Origin of the sequence: Bittarella massiliensis (ex Durand et al. 2017), assembly GCF_017566145.1 — a bacterium.
GTDB lineage: Bacteria > Bacillota > Clostridia > Oscillospirales > Ruminococcaceae > Bittarella > Bittarella massiliensis_A.
Genome location: NZ_JABFCL010000007.1, coordinates 88932 through 104601, shown reverse-complemented (window position 1 = coordinate 104601; position 15670 = coordinate 88932). Strand labels below are relative to the sequence as shown.

Genomic DNA, 15670 nt, shown 5'->3' with positions numbered 1-15670 from the left:
CGGAACACTTCCCGCCGGACACAGCGCCCCCCCCCGCCCGCCTCTGCCCAGCGGGCAAAAACGACCAATTTTTCTATTATCATATCATTATCTCCCAACCTTTACAATTAGAAGCAGCTATTTATAGACAAAATTTGTTGCGTTTTTGCCAAGAAAAGCCGGCCTTTGCGAAAAAGGCCCGCAAAGGCCGGCAGATAGGCGGTTTCCAGCTGCTCCTAGCACAGCAGCAGTTGGCAGATGCGGGCCGCCCCTTTGAGGAGGGCGACCTCTTCCTTGTTCCAGTAGCGCCGGGCGCCGTTGACCTCGGCCCCCAAAAGCCCCACCCGCTCGCCGGCGCTGACGCGGCACTGCAGCACCGCCCGGGCCCCCCGCGCCCGGCAGAGGGCGGCAAAGCGGGGGGCGCTCTCCCCGGCGGCCTCTGCGTCGGGGCAGTAGAGCAGTCCGGCGGCGGGATCGTAATAGGGCTGCAGGTCCGCCCGTTCCAGAAGGGCAGGCGCCGCCGGCCCGTCGGGGAGGCCGACAGCCACCCCGGGGGCCGCCCAGAGGTACAGGGGAGCCTCTCCCCGCCAAACAAAGTAGGTGCGGTGGGCGCCCAGGGCGTCCCCCAGGTCGGCCAGCACCCGGCGCACCCCCTCCTCCGGGGTGGGGGCGGCCGTCGCCCGCTCCAGCAGCCTCCCCAGGCAGAGGGGGCAGCCGACTTCCCCCTTCGCCCCCCCGCCAAGGGTGGGCGCGGGGGCGCCGGCGGCCATTCGATAGCGGTCCTTTCCCGCCCGTTTGGCCTCGTACATGGCCCGGTCGGCGGCGGCAAAAAGGGTCTCGTAGGTGGCGCCGTCCCGGGGCCAGAGGGCAACGCCGATACTCCCCCGCACCGAGAGGCCCCGCCGGGTGGGCAACTCCCGCTCCAACAGCCGGCAGAGGCGCTCCACCGTCTCCCCCACCACCGGGGCGGCGGCATCCTTCATAAAGACCACAAATTCGTCGCCCCCCACCCGGCCAACAATATCGGTGGCGCGGAAGTTGGCCTGTAGCCTGGCACTGACCTCGGTGAGGACCGCGTCGCCAAACTGGTGGCCGTAGCGGTCGTTGACTCCCTTGAAGTCGTCCAGGTCGATGAGCAGCAGAGCGCCGGACTCGCCCCGGCAAGGGCTTTGCAGATAGCTGTCCACCGCCTCGGCGGTGGACAGCTTGTTGTACAGCCGGGTCATGGGGTCGCGGCAGCAGCGGGAGCGCAGCTTCTGGGTCTCCTTTTTGTGGGCGCTGATGTCCCGCAGTACCCCCAGCACGCAGGTGCGCCCCCCCTGGCCCTCCACCGGCGCGCCGGAAGCCGAAAACCAGCCCCCCTCGCGGCCGGGGAAGGCCCGCCCCTCCAGCCGCACCTCGGCCGGGCCGATGCTCTTCCCCCGGCAGATGGCGGCAAAGGCCGCCGCCCCAGGGCAGCCGCTCTCTTCCAGGGCGGCCAGATAGCCCCCTGCCCGCCAGATGCCACCCCCCGTCCGGCCGGGACGGCGGTCGCAAAAGGTCATGACATCCTCCACCCCGTCGTACTCAAAGGCCAAGCCGTCGGTGCAGCGCAACAGCACCTGCCGCCGCTCTCGCTCCCCCTCCAGCTCCTGCTGCACCTGCCGCCAGCGGCCGATATACAGGCAGAAAAACCGCCAGCGGTGCGGGGCCTCTAGCACCCCGCACCAGCGCAGCCAGCGCAACTGGCCCGCCGGGGTGTAGCAGGGAAAATCGGCCTGTATCCGCCCCGTCCGCCGGGCCCGGGCCAATTTGCGGGCGGCCAGCCGCCGCCCCTGGGCCCCCAGGAAAAACCAGGGGTCCTTTCCCTGGGTGCGGGCAAAGAGCGCCGGCGTGCAGTCCAGCAGGGCCAGAAATCCGCCGTCGGGCGACCAGTGGGGGTTGGCCTGTCCCAGCTGCAGCCGAACCAGCCCCCCTTTGACCCCCCGGGCCGCCGCCGTCAGCAGCGCCTCGCCACTCATCCTCTCGTTCACCAAATCTCCCCCTTTTGCCGTGAACGCCCAACTGGGCCTCCCCTCCAATATAGTCGGATCAGCTGTAAAAAAATGGTGTTTTTTGTCTCCCACCGCTCCCCTGTGCAGGGGCGGGAAGTCGCCGCCACCGGCCCCGCCAAACGCTCCGGGAGAAAGGGCGCACCGCAAAAAGCGCGGGAGAGCGTTGCCGCTCTCCCGCGCTGGGCCGCGTTCAAAAAACAGCTGTTTTCAAAAGGTGAGGCCGGGTTGCAGGGCCCGGAGCTGGGGTTCTACCGCCCGCACCTGCTCGGGGGTGAGGAAGGGGCGCTCCAGCAGGGGGAGGTGCCGCTGCCGGGCGCAGGCCGGGGCGCGAAAGAAGTTGAGCCGGTAGCGGGGCAGCGGGGGCAGCTGCCCTGCCAACTCCACCAGCGCCCTGGCGGTGAGACCGGGGTAGAGGGTGGTCCGCGCCTCACAGGGGGCCCCTCTCTTGGCCAGCTGGCAGAGGGTGGCGCGGGTGGCGTCGTACCCCTGTTCGGGGGGGACGCCGCACACCTGGAGGTACTGCTGACGGGGGGCCTTCCAGTCGATGGCCAGGTAGTCGCAGAGCCCCGCCTCCACCAGGGCCAGCACCCGCTGGGTCTGGCGGCCGTTGGTGTCCAGCTTGACCCGGTAGCCCATGGCCTTGAGGGCGGCCAGAAACCCCTCCAGATCGGGTTGGAGCAGCGGCTCTCCGCCGCTGACCACCACCCCGTCCAGCAGCCCCTGGCGCTTTTTCAAAAAGGCCTCCACCTCCCCTTCGGGCAGGCAGTCGCCGGGGCCCAACAGATCGCGGTTGTGGCAGTAAAAGCAGTCGGTGTCGCAGCCGCGGGTGAAGAGGACGCAGGCCAGCACCCCGGGAAAGTCGATGGTGCTGGTGCGCTGGATGCCGGCGATCTTCACTGGGCGGCCGCCTCGGAGAGCTCGCCCTCTTTGATGACGTATTTGACCCGCTGGCGGTACTCCTCCTTCTTTCCCTTGTGGAAGTTTTGCACCGGGCGGAGGTAGCCCACCACCCGGCTCCACACCTCGGTGGCGGCGCCGCAGTCGGGGCAGCTGTACACCTCGCCGCTGATGTAGCCGTGCTCGGGGCAGACCGAAAAGGTGGGGGTCAGGGAGAGGTAGGGCAGCTTGTAGTTGGTAAAGGCCTTTTGCAGCAGGGCCTTGGCCACCTCGATGTCCCGAATCTGCTCGCCCAGGTAGAGGTGGAGCACCGTGCCGCCGGTGTACATGCACTGCAACTCGTCCTGCAGGTCCAGCGTCTCAAAGATGTCGTCGGTGTAGCCCACCGGCAGCTGGGTGGAGTTGGTGTAGTAGGGCACCTCCTCCCCGGCGGTGAGGATGTCGGGGTAGCGGTTCCGGTCCAGCTGGGCCAGGCGGTAGCTGGTCCCCTCGGCGGGGGTGGCCTCCAGGTTGTAGACGTGGCCGGTCTCCTCCTGGAAGCGGGTGATGACCTGGCGCATGTGGCCCAGTACCCGCAGGGCGAACTGCTGTCCCTCGGGGGCGGTGATCTCACAGCCCAGGAAGTTGCGGCAGGCCTCGTTCATCCCCACCAGGCCGATGGTGTTGAAGTGGTTATACCAATAGGAGCCGGTGCGGGCCTTGACCTCTTCGAGGTAGTGGGCCGAGTAGGGGTACATCCCATTTTCAGTTTGCTTTTCAATGGTCTTGCGCTTGATCTCCAGGCTGTTTTTGGCCAGTTCCAGCAGCCCGTCCAGCCGCTGCATCAGGTCCTTTTCGTCCTGGGCCAGGTAGCACAGCCGGGGCAGGTTGAGGGTGACCACCCCGATGGAGCCTGTCATGGGGTTGGAGCCGAAGAGGCCGCCGCCCCGCTTGCGCAGCTCGCTGGTATCAAGCCGCAGCCGGCAGCACATGGAGAGGGCGTCCTCGGGGGAGAGGTCGGAGTTGATGTAGTTGGAAAAATAGGGGATGCCGTACTTGCAGGTGATCTCCATGAATTTGTCCACCACCGGGCTCTGCCAGTCAAACTCCTTGGTGACGTTGATGGTGGGGATGGGAAAGGTGAACACCCGGCCGTGGCGGTCCCCCTCCATCATCACGTCGCAGAAGGCGGTGTTGAGCAGGTCCATTTCGGCCTGAAAGTCGCCGTAGCAGGCGTCCATGGGCTGGCCGCCGATGACCACGCACTGGTCCTTGAGGGTGGAGGGGACCACGATGTCGAAGGTCAGGTTGGAGAAGGGGCACTGAAAGCCCACCCGGGTGGGGACGTTGAGGTTGAAGATAAACTCCTGCAGCGCCTGCTTCACCGAGGCGTAGTCCATGTGATCGTAGCGGATGAAGGGGGCGCAGTAGGTGTCAAAGGAGGACCAGGCCTGAGCGCCGGCCGACTCCCCCTGGGTGGTGAAGGTGGAGTTGACAATCTGCCCCAAAAAGGAGCGCAGGTGCTTGGCCGGGCCACTCTCCACCTTGCCGGGCACCCCGCCAAAGCCCTGCATCAGCAGCTGGCGCAGGTCCCAACCGGCGCAGTAGGGGCCGAAAAAGCCCAGGTCGTGCAGGTGCAGGTCCCCCGAGGTATGGGCGCGGCGAATCTCCTCGGGGTAGATCTCGTGGAGCCAGTACTGCTTGGTAAAGGCCTCGCGGATGTAGTTGTTCATCCCGTTGATGGACTTCTGGGTGTTGGCGTTCTCCTGGATCTTCCAGTCCATGTCGTCCAGATACTGGGAAAACATGTCGATGGTGGCGCCGATGAGGGCGTTGGCCTCCCGGGCGCCCTGGCGCTTCTCCCGGTAGAGGATGTAGGCCTTGGCGGTGCGGGCGTGGCGGTTTTCAATGAGGACCTTTTCCACCATGTCCTGCACCTCCTCCACGTCCAGCACGCCGGTGCGGGCCGCGGCCATCTCCACCACCTGGGAGGAGAGCTCCTCCGCCCGCTGCCAGTCGTCTCCCCCCACGGCGGCGGCCGCCTTGAAGATGGCCCAGGTGATCTTCTCCGGATCGAAGGGGACGATGTCCCCACTGCGCTTGCGAATCGACTCAATCATCGTATTGTGTCCTCCCATCAAAGTGGTTTCAGAAACCCGCTGGAGACGCCCAGAGCACTGAAAAGCCCCCGCCGGCCGAGGCAGGCGGGGGCGCGACAAAGGTCACTCACCAGAGCCCGCTTGAAGCCATACACCGTGGCAGCGCGCGCACAGCGGGCAGGTATTCCGGCTCGGATTCCACGCGCGCCCCGCCTTCCCAGCCCCCCAGGGACCAGTGGCAGTTGGGGCGCACTCTCTCCTTACGGCGGCGGGACCGCGCGGGCTTTTCACCCGTCTTCCCTGTTGCCGCCCGGCCCGATGACAGGCCGGGCACCCACGTGCTTTCGTTTCCATATCTAGTTTGATTCTGAAACAGATTGGTCAAATCATACTACATCTTGTGCACCCAGTCAACCGTCATTTTGCCGATCTTGCGGCAAAAAAGTGCTGTAACAGACCGTTTTTGGAAGGGGGACTTGCGCGCCAGGGCGCATGGAGACGCCCTCGGCGGGGTTTGGGCAGAGCGTCGGGGAGAAGGCCCTTACCCCCGCTCGCCCGCCTCCGGGCGGGGGCGGGCGGTGCGCAGGTTCTCCCGCGCCGAGCGAAAGAGGCCGCCCATCACCTGGCCCATCAGGCGGCGGGTGTCCTCGTCCACATTTTTGAGCGACTGCAATACCGCCCCGGCGCTGTGCAGCCAGTCGCCGGAGAGCTCTCCCACCGTTTTGGCCTGGGTGCCCGCCAACAGCTGGTAGAGGGTGTCGAAAAAGGTGGCCCGCTCCTCCCTGCTCATTCCGGCCACCCAGTCCTTGAGGGTCTTGTCGATGAACTTGCTGCTGGCGCTCACCTCGTCGAGGCAGACAAAATCGGGGCCCTTTACCTCCCAGGAGTAGAGGTCGTGCTGCATCAGCCCCACCTGGCCGCTGTGGACCACCGTGTAGGCCTCCTCGTGTTCCAACAGCATCCCCACCACCGAGGACTGGGGCAGGTAGGTGTGCACCCGCTCCCGCACCGCCCGGTAACCCGGGCTGTCCAGCACCCCGCCGTCAAAGCCGGGGCCGTCGTTGTTCTGCACCCAGAGCAGCCGCCTCTGCACCGGCGGCGGGGCGAAGGCGGCGGCGTAGACTGCCAGGTTGCCCCCTTTCGAGTGGCCCCCCACCCGCCAGTTTTCCGGCCCCCGCCCCACCGCTTGGCAGAGGTAGGAGACCGCCTCTCTCTGGGCGGGCACCGGGGTGGCAAAGCCCATGTTGAAGTCCTCCTTCCAGCCCACCAGGGTGTCGTCGGTCCCCCGGAAGGCGGCGAAGCCAGTGCCGTCGCCGGGCAGGGCGCAGAGGGCGGAAAACTGCTTTTGCTCGTCGGCGTCCACGTCGTTGACATAGCCCAAAAGGGGCATTTCGCCAAAGCGGGTGCTGGCGGCCAGGGCCCGCAGCAGGTCGCGGTCGCGCCCCCACATCGGCTCTGCCTGGCGGGCAAAGGCCGGGGAGAAAAGCCGCTGCGCCGCCTGGCGCAGGGGAATCTGTCCCCCCTCCTCCGGCGGGGGGACCACCCCGTCAAAGGGGACATAGGACAGCCGGCAGAGAATGAGGTCGTCCACACAGGTAAAGGGCGCCTGGTCAAAGCGCAGGTCGCCCCGCCAATCCAGATAGTCAAAGATATTGCCCAAAGCGTCCACCCTCCCTGCGCCCCGCGCCGCGTTTTCCCCCAGCGCCGGGCACACCTTTGTCTTTTATTATACCCCTTTTTGTTCCCAGCGCCAAACAGAGAGGCGGGGTGAATTTTCATTGCTTTTTTGAAGGGTTTCGGCTATGATGAATTTATCTCTACCATTTTGACACGTTTTTAGCCTTTGTTTCTCGATTCTCTATTTTTGCCCTGCGGGGCGGCGGAGGGATTGCATGCGCTGGGACATCGCGCCGGAGTGCGTTTCGGCAGTCATACTGCTCATCATCTGGGGGTATTCCCGCCGGGGCAGCCCGCTGCCCAATTTAAAAAACCGGGTATTTCAAGGTTGCTTGACCGTCACCTTTTTGGCGGTGTCCACAAACATCCTCTCCACCCTGTTGCTGATGCACCCCGGCCTAGCTCCCCAATGGCTGGTCTGGGGGGTGACCACCCTCTATTTTGTCTGCACCCCTTTGATGGGGCTGGCCTATTTCCTCTACTCGGCCGCCATCCTCTGCAAGGGAAAGTCCCTGCTGCGCTGGGTTTTTGCCGGGGGGATTTTCCTCGGCGCCCTCTATGCCCTGCTGGTCCTGGCCGACCCCCTCAACGGCAAGCTCTTCTTTATCACCCCCGAGGGCGGCTACCGGCAGGGGGAATGGATCGCCCTGACTTACCTGCTCTTTTACGCCTACTGCGCCGCCAGCTTGCTGTTGGTGCTGCGCTTTCGGGCGGAGGTGGAGCGCTCGACGCGAACCATCCTCCTCTCCTTTCCGGCGGTGGCCCTCGTGGTCATTTTGGTACAGCAGTTTTACCCCACCGTCATCCTCTCAGGTTCGGCGGCGACCTGCGCCCTGCTCATCATCTACCTGCACCTGCAAAACAAGCAGATGGCTCTGGACTCCCTCACCGGCGCGCCCAACCGGCAGGAATTGGTCAACCTCATCGACCTGCTCCTCTTTGAAAAGCGGCTCCCCACCTTTACAGTGGCGGTCCTCTCCCTGCGGGACTTCAAGCAGATCAACAGCCGCTTCGGCCAGTCGGTGGGGGACCTCTTTTTAAAAGAGGTCTGCGGTTGGCTGCGGCAGCTGGCGGGGGAGAAAAACGTCTTTCGCTTTGGCGGGGACGAGTTCGCCGTCCTCATCCGCGACGGCGGGCGGGAGGAGGTGGGCCGGGTGCTGGGGGCCATTCGGGAGCGGATGGCCCTCCCCTGGCGGGCCGGCAACTACCTGCGCGCCCTGCCCTGGGCCATGGGGGTGGTGCAGTACCCCAACAGCGCCGACACCGGCGAGGGGTTGGCCGGCGGGGTCGCCTACGCCGTCTCCCAAGCCAAGCGCCGGCCCGGCCGCAACATCTGTTACTGCGGACCCGCCATGCTGGGGGAAATTCGCCGCCGGGAACAGGTGTTGCAGGCGGTGAAGCGGGCTTGCTCCCAGGGCGCTTTTTCCCTGCGCTACCAGCCCATTTACGAGGTGTCCAGCGGGCGCTTTCTCTACGCCGAGTCGCTGATGCGCATCGAGGGCACCCCCGCCGACCCGGTCTCACCGGCGGAGTTCATCCCCTTGGCCGAGGAGACCGGCGACATTGTGGAACTGACCTATCAGGTGTTGGAGCGGGTCTGCCGCTACCTTCTCTCCCTCAAAGAGCAGGGCATTTCGGTGGCGGGAGTGCACGTCAACTTCTCGGCGGTGATGTTCGGGCAGCCGGGGGTGGTGGAGCGGGTGCGCCGGATCATCGGGGACAGCGGCGTCCCCTTCTCCCAGATCGTGATCGAATTTACCGAGACCGCCCTGGCCGAAAAGCCGGAACTGGTGGGCGAGTTCGCCCGGGAGATGCGGCAGATGGGCATTCGCCTGGGGCTGGACGATTTCGGCACCGGCTACTCCAACTTGAGCTCGGTGCTGGCCCTGCCCTTTGACACCGTCAAGCTGGACAAAAGCCTCATCTGGGCGGCGGTGGAGCAGGAGAACACCGCCGCCATGGTCCGGGCCCTGACCGAAATTTTTCACCGCATCGGGATGCAGGTGCTGGCCGAGGGGGTGGAGGACGAGGCGCAAAACCGCTTTGTCCTCGACTGCGGCATCGAACTGATCCAGGGCTTTCTCTACGCCCGCCCCCTGCCCGGGGCCGAAGCCGCCGCTTTCCTCGCCGCCGAAGTTCCCGCCCGCTAAAGACTGCCCCAACGGCGAGAGCGCCCGCCCCCTTTTCACAGGGGACGGGCGCTCTTTTCTGCCAGTTACCGGCGGGTCGTCTCTTCCTCCAAGGCCCAGATGGCCCGGGAGCGGCGAAAGAGGAGGCAGGTGCTCACCCCCAGCGCCGCCAGGAAGAAAAAGAGGAGGGCGGCCCCCGCGCCCTTCCCCTCGCCAAAGAGGGCGCGCAGGGGGCTGCCGGCGGGCTGGGCGGCCATCAGGGGCTCGCAGACCCCGTCCACCAGCGCGCCCCCCGCCAGGTATCCCAGGGGGATGGTGAAAAACTGCAGGGCGTTGCGCACCGAGTAGACCCGGCCCTGCATCTCCACCGGGATGTGCAGCCGGAGCAGCACATCGAGGTTGGCGTTCATGGCGGGGATGCAGAGCCAGCCCAGCACCGCCCCCAGGCACCAGACCGGCAGCCCCCGCCCCAGGGAGAGGAGGAGGTTTTCGGTGCTCATGGAGAAGAGGAGGGCCCCCATGATCACCCGCACCCGGCTTTTGGGGACCGGGGCCAGGGAGACCGCGGCGCTGCCCACCAGGTTGGCAAGGCCAGCGCAGGTGTTCACCAGCCCCAGGGCCATCTCCCCTCCCCCGGCCCGGGGAAGGAGGAGGGCGGGCAGGGCCGCATTGTACATCGAGGCGGTGAGGTTGATGGCGGCCAAAAAGAGGATGAGGTGGAGCACCCCCCTGTTTTGGGCGAGAAAGGCGAGCCCCGCCCTCGCCACCTGCCAGACCGGCTCCCGCGGACCCGCCTCGGCGGCGGTGCGGGGGAGCCGGACGGCCAGGCAGAGGGCAGCGGCGGCCACGGCAAAGGTGGAGAGGTCGACTGCGATCACCGCCCCCAGCCCCCCAAAGGCAAAGACCGCGCTGGCCAGGACGGGGGCGAGAACGGTGACCAGGGAGTTGGAGAGGGCGCGCAGCCCGCTCACCTGGTGGTACTGCTCCCGGGGGACCAGCAGGCTGACGGCCACGTCGGAGGCGGGCTGCTGAAAGGTGTTCATCAACCCGCTGACGGCATTGAGAAGGTAGAGGTGACCCATGGCCAGCCCCCCGGTGTACAGGAGGGCGAGGGCGCAGAGGGTGCAGAGGGCCGCCGCGCCGTCGCACAGCAGCATGGTCTTTCGCTTGTCCCAGCGGTCGCTCAAGGCGCCGGAGAAGATGCTCAGGGCCACATAGGGGGCGTAGGAGCAGACCGAGAGCAGGCCGGTGGAAAGGGCCGAACCCCACTGCTGATAGGACCAGACCACCAGGGCAAAACTGGTCATGGCGCTGCCCAGGGCCGAGAGGGACTGGGTGGACCAGAGGACAAAAAAGGCCCCCAGGCCGCGGTAGCGGACTTTCATTTTGGAAAACACGATGGACTTTGCTCCTTTGTTTGGATTTCCGGCCAGGCCGGATGGCTGTTCCAAACGCGCAAAGCCCCTCTGTCGGGTGGAATACGTCTATTTTCTATCTGCTTCGCGCAGCGCCGCCCGACTAGCGGACCTTGCGCGAAGCTCCTGCAATGCAAAGGCGCAAAGCCGACGCCCCCTCTCTCAAAAGTCTTCTCTATCGTACCGCCCCCTTCCCCCTCTTGTCAACTGCGGCGGGCCCGGCGCATAGGCTGGGGGTGCGCCGACACCCTTCGGCAAAGAGGGCGTCGGCGCGAGATAAGGGGGGAATTGCTGTGAGAGAGGCAGACGAGGGACGGCGGGTGGCCATGCGGGTGTCGAGGGTGAGCATTGCGCTCAACCTGGCGCTGACGGCCTTCAAGTTGGCCGCGGGGCTGTTGGCCCGTTCGGGGGCGATGGTGTCCGACGCGGTCCACTCCGCCTCCGACGTCTTCAGCACCCTGGTGGTGATGGGGGGTATCAACCTGGCTGCCCGGCAGCCCGACCGGGATCACCCCTACGGCCACGAACGGCTGGAGTGCGTGGCCGCCATCCTTCTGGCGGCGATTCTGGCAGCCACCGGGGCGGCCATCGGCGCCCAGGGGATCGCCCAGATATGCGGCGGACAGGGCGAACTGGCGGCGCCGGGGACGCTGGCCCTGACGGCGGCGGCCGTCTCCATCGCGGTGAAGGAGTGGATGTTTCGCTACACCCGGCGGGCGGCGCGGCGGGTGCGTTCAGGGGCACTGATGGCCGACGCCTGGCACCACCGCTCCGACGCCCTCTCCTCGGTGGGGGCCTTTGTGGGGATTTTGGGGGCCCGGCTGGGGTGGCCGATCCTCGACCCGCTGGCCAGCGCTGTCATCAGTCTCTTCATCTGCAAGGCGGCCCTGGACATCTTTTGCGACGCGGTGGAGAAGATGGTGGACAAAGCCTGCGACCCCCAGACGGTGCAGGCCATTGCCGCGGCCGTCCGCGCCCGGGAGGGGGTGGCGGGACTGGACGAGATGCGCACCCGGCAGTTTGGGGCCCGGGCCTATGTGGACATGGAGATCGCGGTGGACGGCCGCCTCTCCCTCGAGGCCGCCCACCGAATTGCAGAGGGGGTGCACCGGGCCGTCGAGGCGGAGTTCCCCCAAATCAAGCACTGCATGGTGCACGTCAACCCGGCCCGCCCGGAAAGAGCCATCGCCACCGGGCCGGAGGGCGGACAGCAAAACGCCGTCGGGCAGAAGGGTGCTTTCGGCGGCGAGGGGTAGGTCTTCCCATCCCATCGGGGAGTCTCCCCCCTTTCTGCCAAAGGGATCAAAGCGCCACGTCCCTCACAAAAAAGCGGGCCTGGCTTGCATTCAGCTGCAAGCCAGGCCCGCCCATCCGTCGGGACACCGCGCCCTCTGCCAGGGGACTAGGAGATGTGGATGTCGATCCCGTTGACCTGTACCCCCTCCTCGGCGCGGATGAGGATGTAGCGGACCCCGTCGATGACGCGGGTCTCCACCAGGTCCCCCCGCTCGGGGTTTACCTTGACAGTGACGTCAGGGGTGGCGACCTCCAGCGCCCGGGCGTTGACCAGGTTGCGGGGGCTCAAGTCCAAATCGGGGCCAAAGGCCTCGTCGTAGCGCTGGGTGAAGGCGCTCAGCCGCTCCTCCGGCACCCCGCAGCCCTCCAGCACCCGCTTGACAGCGTACTTGGAGACGGCCAGGGGCTCCTCCTCTTTGCGCTCCTTGTGTGCCTCGATCATCTCGGTGAGCTGGTCCTCCACCGCCTGCACCACCTCCAGGCTGCAGTCCTCTCCCAGGCTCTCCCCCAACAGGGACTGAAAGGTCTCCTTCTGCTCGGTGGCGGGCATGGGGATCTCCCGGTTGAAGATGGCGCCGGCGAACTCCTGGTGGTTTTCGGCGGGGTTGCGGGTGTAGTAGAGGGCGCTGTAAATATTGGCGCAGCGGCTGTCAAAGGCGGGGAAGAGGAAGCCCAGTTCAGGGGGGGAGACCAGCCAGTCCGCCGGCCGGTTGGAGAGCTTGTTCTCGTAGATAAAGTAACTCAGGGCGGGGGTGGTGAGTTTGACCGGACAGATGCTGCAGAGGAAATAGGTGTAGACCTGGTCGGAGGCGTCGTCCTGCCGCCCCCCGTCGGCCGATCGGTAGGGGACGTCATAGGTCTCGTGGGCCAGGAGGATGAGGTAGCTGCCCTCCATCGCCAGGGAGGCGATGACCTTCTGCAAAAAGGCCTGCACCGCCTCCTCGTCCCCCAGGCCGGAACTGCGCAGGGACATGAGCAGCCGGTGCTCCTCACTGTCCACCACCTGCTGGGTGGCGAACTCCACGTCAAAGAGGTTGCGGCCCTGGGCCCCCGAGAGGGTGCGCTTGAGGGTGGCGAGGATCTTCTCCGCCTCCTCCTCGCTCATCATCGAGAGGGGCTGGTCAAACTGGGAGACGATCTCTTTCTTCTCGTTGACATAGCAGCCCCGCAGGTGGGTGATGTTGGTCTTTTCCGGCCGGTAGCGGCGGCGGATCTCGGCGATTTCCCGTTCGGTCATGGCAATCTCTCTTCCTTTCGCTCTGTCCGGAGCGGGGCGATATGCCCTCGGCCCCTCTGCAAATAGCCTGTATAAAGGGCATCCCCCTTCTGGCGGCGCCCGACATTTTGTGGGGGCGATGCGGCTGTAAAAACACCGTCTGCAAATCCCCGCGGCGGCCCCTCTCCTTTTGGGGGGCGGTGCAGCTGCGACCGCTGCGGCCCCCACACCACTGCTGTTAAAAAGGCCGCACAGGGGCGGTTGGGGGCAAAGGAAAGGCCCGGAGCGCGCATTGGCTCCCGGCCCTTTTTGGTTGGTGCGGGAGATGGGACTTGAACCCACACTCCGAGGAACTGGCTCCTAAGACCAGCGCGTCTGCCATTCCGCCACTCCCGCACACAGGGGCACAAGGCGGCCGGCGGCCGCCTTGTGCCCCTTTATGATACCCCACATTCCCCCGCTTTGTCAATCTCCTTCCAGGCCTAGAGAGCCCCCTTCACACGGGTTTCACATTGTGCCGATATGCTGTATAATAGCAGAAAAACAGCTGGAGGAGGGGTTTTGATGCGCTTATTGGTGGTCGACGACGAGGCGCGCATCCGCGAGCTGGTGGCCAAGTATGCCCGGCACGAGGGGCACCAGGTGAAAGAGGCGGCTGACGGCGAAACGGCGGTGGCTCTCTGCCGGAGCGAGCCGTTTGACATGATCGTGCTGGACGTGATGATGCCGGGGATGGACGGGTTTGCCACCTGCCAGAAAATCCGCACATTCACCGACACCCCGGTGCTGATGCTCTCGGCCCGGGGGGAGGAGTTCGACCGCATCCGCGGATTTGAGGCGGGGGTGGACGACTACGTCTGCAAGCCCTTCTCCCCCAAGGAGCTGATGCTGCGCATCGCCGCCATCGCCAAGCGGGCCTCCGGCGGCGCCGAGGGGGCCAAGAAGGACATCTACACCAGCGGCGAGTTGACGGTGGACTTCACCGGCCGCCTGGTCTACGTGAAGGGGGAGCCAGTCGACCTCTCTCCCAAGGAGTACGACCTGCTCTTTTACATGGTGAAAAACCGGGGCATCGCCTTGAGCCGGGAGCGGCTGATCACCACCGTCTGGGGCTACGATTTTTTCGGGGACGAGCGGACCCTGGACACCCACATCAAGCTGCTGCGCCGCCAGCTGGGCGACTGCGCCGGGCTGATCACCACCCTGCGGGGGGTGGGCTACCGCTTTGAAGACCGCTAGCCGCCCCGGGCGCCAAGGCCGGCGGAGGCTGGGCATCAAGTGGAAGCTGCTGGTCTACCTGCTCTGCTTTGTGGCGGTGATGCTGGGCTGCCTCTGGCTCTTTCAGGTGGTGTTTTTGGAGAGCTTTTACAAGTCCATCAAAGAGCAAAACTTGAAGGACTGCCGGGCCCAGGTGGTGCGGCAGTTGGCCCGCCAAGAGAGCCCGGAGGACTTTCTGGCCACCCTGGCCCTGAAGGAGGGGGTGGCCGCCGCCATCTACACCACCCAGGGGCAGCTGCGCTACAGCGTGGTCACCAGCCCCGGCGAGACCATCACCCGGCTGGGGAGCAACACCATCGACCAGCTGGCCGCCCAGATCGAGACCTCGGGGGAGATCCTCTTCGTCTCGGCCCCCCGGCTGCAGTACAAGAGTTGGATCGCCGCGGACGACGGTGGGGGCTACCTCTTCGGCAAGAACAGATTCCCCACCCAACTCTCCCCGCCCGAACTGAACATCCAGCCCCGCGACAGCACCATCGACAACATCCAGACCCTGATTTTGGGGACGGCGGTCTCCCTTCCCGGCGGGGAGGAGGGCTACCTCTTTTTGAGCACCCCCCTGACCCCGGTGAGCACCACCACCCAGACGCTGCAGGTGCAGCTCATCTACATCAGCTTGCTGCTGGTGGCCCTCTCGGCGGTGCTGGCCCTCTTTCTCTCCCGGCGGATCACCTCCCCCATCGTCAGCATCAGTCAGACGGCCAGGGAACTGGCTGGGGGCAATTACAGCGTCACCTTCCACGAGAGCGGCTACCGGGAGGTGAGCGAACTGGCTGCGACCCTCAACTACGCCGCCGGGGAACTCTCCAAGGTGGACCACCTGCGGCGGGAGCTGGTGGCCAACATCTCCCACGACCTGCGCACCCCCCTGACCCTGATTGCCGGCTACGCCGAGATGATGCGGGATCTGCCCGGGGAAAACACCCCGGAAAACCTCAACGTAATTTTGGAAGAGGTCAACCGGATGAGCAGCCTGGTGACCGACGTGCTCGACCTCTCCCAGCTGGAGGCGGGAGCCCAGAAGCTCACCCCCACCCGCTTCTCCCTCACCGAACTGGGTCGGGAGACGGTGGAGCGGCTGGGGGCCCTGTTGGCCCCCCAGGGCTACCGGCTGATCTGGTCAGCCGACCGGGAGGCGCAGGTCCAGGCCGACGAGAGCAAAATCTACCAGGTGCTCTACAACCTGGTCAACAATGCCGTCACCTACACTGGGGCAGACAAGACCGTCTTTGTCGGCCAGACGGTGCGGGAGGGGATGGCCTACCTGCAGGTGCGGGACACCGGCAAGGGCATCGCCCCGGACGACCTGCCCTATATCTGGGACCGCTACTACAAGCAGACCGGCAGCCACAAGCGGCCTGCCGTGGGCACCGGGCTGGGGCTCTCCATCGTCAAAGGGGTGTTGGAACTGCACCAGCTGCCCTACGGGGTGGAGAGCAGCTCCGCCGGCACCACCTTCTGGTTCGCCCTCCCCCTGGCAGAGGGGGCAGACCCCCCGGCCGGCATCTCGGCTTGAGCCCTCCGCCGCTGGAGGCGGCGTCTGGTTCCCCGCGCTCCCTGCCTCCCCCGCTCGGGACACATCGCCAACCAAAAACAGCCCTGTCAAAACGGGCCGTTTTTTCATTTTTTACGCCAATCTGCCCAGGCCGGGACCGCCGGGTTTGGCCAAGCC

Annotated in this window: 10 protein-coding genes, 1 tRNA gene and 1 riboswitch; of the genes, 4 read left to right on the top strand and 7 right to left on the bottom strand. The window is 65.9% G+C overall.

Annotated elements, in window-relative coordinates; all coding sequences use genetic code 11:
* Window positions 1–215: 215 nt before the first annotated feature.
* The 4 genes from HJY11_RS15180 to HJY11_RS08850 form a co-directional block, all read right to left on the bottom strand.
* Window positions 216–1991: a GGDEF domain-containing protein gene (locus HJY11_RS15180; RefSeq protein ID WP_208075606.1), complete on the bottom strand. Its 1776-nt coding sequence runs from the start codon at window positions 1989–1991 to the stop codon at window positions 216–218.
* A 228-nt stretch (window positions 1992–2219) separates the two neighbouring features.
* Complete coding sequence (locus HJY11_RS08860) at window positions 2220–2909, bottom strand: anaerobic ribonucleoside-triphosphate reductase activating protein (RefSeq protein WP_208075605.1); 690 nt, start codon at window positions 2907–2909, stop codon at window positions 2220–2222.
* Window positions 2906–5008 carry a ribonucleoside triphosphate reductase gene (locus tag HJY11_RS08855; protein ID WP_208075604.1) on the bottom strand — a complete coding sequence of 701 codons (2103 nt, stop codon included), beginning with the start codon at window positions 5006–5008 and terminating at the stop codon, window positions 2906–2908. The genes HJY11_RS08860 and HJY11_RS08855 overlap by 4 nt, the downstream gene beginning before the upstream one ends.
* Before the next feature lie 138 nt (window positions 5009–5146).
* Window positions 5147–5337, bottom strand: a riboswitch (cobalamin riboswitch).
* A gap of 191 nt (window positions 5338–5528) precedes the next feature.
* Window positions 5529–6647: a DUF2974 domain-containing protein gene (locus HJY11_RS08850; protein ID WP_208075603.1), complete on the bottom strand. Its 1119-nt coding sequence runs from the start codon at window positions 6645–6647 to the stop codon at window positions 5529–5531.
* 232 nt (window positions 6648–6879) lie between these two features.
* Here HJY11_RS08850 and HJY11_RS08845 point away from each other — a divergent pair, with 232 nt between their 5' ends.
* On the top strand, window positions 6880–8814 hold the full coding sequence (locus HJY11_RS08845; RefSeq protein ID WP_208075602.1) for a putative bifunctional diguanylate cyclase/phosphodiesterase: 1935 nt from the start codon (window positions 6880–6882) through the stop codon (window positions 8812–8814).
* A 65-nt stretch (window positions 8815–8879) separates the two neighbouring features.
* Here the strand turns inward: HJY11_RS08845 and HJY11_RS08840 are convergent, their stop codons facing one another.
* On the bottom strand, window positions 8880–10178 hold the full coding sequence (locus tag HJY11_RS08840; RefSeq protein WP_208075639.1) for an MFS transporter: 1299 nt from the start codon (window positions 10176–10178) through the stop codon (window positions 8880–8882).
* Window positions 10179–10534: 356 nt separating this feature from the next.
* Here HJY11_RS08840 and HJY11_RS08835 point away from each other — a divergent pair, with 356 nt between their 5' ends.
* Window positions 10535–11464: a cation diffusion facilitator family transporter gene (locus tag HJY11_RS08835; protein ID WP_208075638.1), complete on the top strand. Its 930-nt coding sequence runs from the start codon at window positions 10535–10537 to the stop codon at window positions 11462–11464.
* 146 nt (window positions 11465–11610) lie between these two features.
* Here HJY11_RS08835 and HJY11_RS08830 read toward each other — a convergent pair whose 3' ends face one another.
* Together HJY11_RS08830 and HJY11_RS08825 are read right to left on the bottom strand one after the other, a co-directional pair.
* Entirely contained in the window at window positions 11611–12741 is a 1131-nt protein-coding gene (locus tag HJY11_RS08830; RefSeq protein ID WP_208075601.1) for a DUF4317 domain-containing protein, read from the bottom strand.
* Window positions 12742–13034: 293 nt separating this feature from the next.
* Window positions 13035–13116: transfer RNA gene (locus HJY11_RS08825), tRNA-Leu, on the bottom strand.
* A gap of 165 nt (window positions 13117–13281) precedes the next feature.
* Between HJY11_RS08825 and HJY11_RS08820 the strand changes: the two genes are divergently transcribed.
* Together HJY11_RS08820 and HJY11_RS08815 are read left to right on the top strand one after the other, a co-directional pair.
* Window positions 13282–13959 carry a response regulator transcription factor gene (locus HJY11_RS08820; RefSeq protein WP_208075600.1) on the top strand — a complete coding sequence of 226 codons (678 nt, stop codon included), beginning with the start codon at window positions 13282–13284 and terminating at the stop codon, window positions 13957–13959.
* A complete protein-coding gene (locus HJY11_RS08815) occupies window positions 13946–15514 on the top strand; it encodes a sensor histidine kinase (RefSeq protein ID WP_208075599.1) in 1569 nt (522 codons plus the stop codon). Before HJY11_RS08820 ends, HJY11_RS08815 begins: the two co-directional genes overlap by 14 nt.
* Window positions 15515–15670: the final 156 nt, after the last annotated feature.